The sequence below is a fragment of the Treponema sp. R6D11 genome (genome assembly GCF_054786075.1).
Window position 1 is genome coordinate 1 of sequence record NZ_BDHD01000301.1, and the last position, 1,559, is coordinate 1,559.

Here is a 1,559-nt window from a genome sequence, read left to right on the forward strand (position 1 = left end):
ACCTGAAGGGGGAGCGTAATTTTGCGATTCCTGCGAATTGTTACCCGACGAATTATTATTATTCTGTCGGTCTCCTCCGCCTGATCCGCCGCCTCCACCGCCGCCCAAAAGCTGAATATAATTAGCGATTATCTCAACTTTGGAACGATTCTGCCCGTCCTGTTGCCAGCGATCCTGACGCAACTCTCCGTCTACGCCTATCATTTTTCCTTTTACAAGGTATGATTGCAAAGATTCGCCTTGCTTGCCCCACAGTACAATATCAAAGAAGTTCGCCTCGTCTTCCCATTGATCGCCGTTTTTCTTTCTTCTGTTTACGGCAATGGAAAATTTGCAAACCGCCTGCCCTCCCGCAGTGTATTTTAATTCAGCGTCTCTTGTAAGCCGCCCGATTAAAACTACATGATTAACGTCCGCCATATACTCCCCTATTCCTCATTTCTTACAAAGAGATATTTAAGAAGATTGGCGTTGAGTTTAAAAACACGATCAAGAACGGTAATTTTTGATGGGTCGGATTTAATTACCAAAAGAGCGTATTTACCGCGTTTTCTTTTTTTAACTTCATAGGCGAGGTCGCGATCTCCGAGTTCATCGGTTTTTTCGACTTCGACTCCGTTTGCGGAAAGGTCGGAAAGCAACTGTTCCCGTCCCGCCCTGTGCTGGTCTTCTTCCAAGGGGAAGATAACCATTAATTCATATCGGCGCATAGTTCCTCCTTATGGTCCTATGGTGTCCGGCTATGCCGGAAAAGAGGTTAGCTTAAATGAGTTTTAAGCCTTAATTCAGGGTAGCAAAAACAAGGGGTAATGGCAAGGGGTTGTAGCCGTTTTTGGGGGTATTTTAGGGGGTATTTTAGGGTGTATTTTGCGATTTATTTTCTTGCTTTTTTTGCGTTTTTTCAATGGATATTATTCCTATTTTAAAAAGTATAAGAGCTTGCAAACGCTTAAAAACTTAAAAAAAGGAGAATTATATGAAAATTAAAATTGATTTAACTATTTTTGCAATCTTAATTATAGCTGTAGTGGTAACAGTAATTACCATTTCAATAATAATGGCGCAGATTACTTATTCCAATCCGCGTAAAGAAAGTCCAAATAATGCAGGGCTTAAGAAAATAAATGTAAACAACAATGATGCGATAAACCCGACAACTCCCATTATAGATAAAAACACCGAGGCGGCGGACGCTCAAAAATATTTATTGCTGATTGTTACACAACGTGTATTGGAGAGGGCTTTAAAATCAAACGATAAAATCGCTTTTATGGCGGTTTATTTGGACGACGGAACAATTATGGCGCACTTTAAACCGGAGCGTATTGGCAGAAATATGTTTGACGCTGATGTTGAGTTCAAAGATTATATGCAGGATATATTTTTCGCTATAAATAACAAAAGCACCTACAAAGGTATTAGATATGATCCTTTGTTTAATGAAAATATGAAATTTATAGTGAAGCCCTTACGAATAACTAGTCTTGAACAGAATCTTACGCTGTTAATTGGCATCTATGAATCAGACATAGTAAAGGAAATCAATGCGGTAAAACCAT

The 1,559-nt window shown here is 39.5% G+C and carries 3 protein-coding genes; 1 reads left to right on the forward strand and 2 read right to left on the reverse strand.

Translation table 11 applies throughout. The annotated features are described in order from the left end of the window. Together ACYVTD_RS12515 and rpsF are read right to left on the reverse strand one after the other, a co-directional pair. A partial coding sequence (locus ACYVTD_RS12515; RefSeq protein ID WP_461248084.1) for a single-stranded DNA-binding protein occupies window positions 1–420 on the reverse strand: 420 nt, incomplete at its 3' end. 8 nt (window positions 421–428) lie between these two features. Then, window positions 429–710 (reverse strand): 30S ribosomal protein S6, encoded by a 282-nt coding sequence (gene rpsF / locus ACYVTD_RS12520; RefSeq protein WP_461248085.1) that lies wholly within the window; start codon window positions 708–710, stop codon window positions 429–431. Between the two features lie 266 nt (window positions 711–976). On the opposite strand from rpsF, the gene ACYVTD_RS12525 reads away from it, so the two are divergent. Further along, on the forward strand, window positions 977–1,559 hold a 583-nt coding region (locus tag ACYVTD_RS12525), incomplete at its 3' end, for a hypothetical protein (RefSeq protein WP_461248086.1).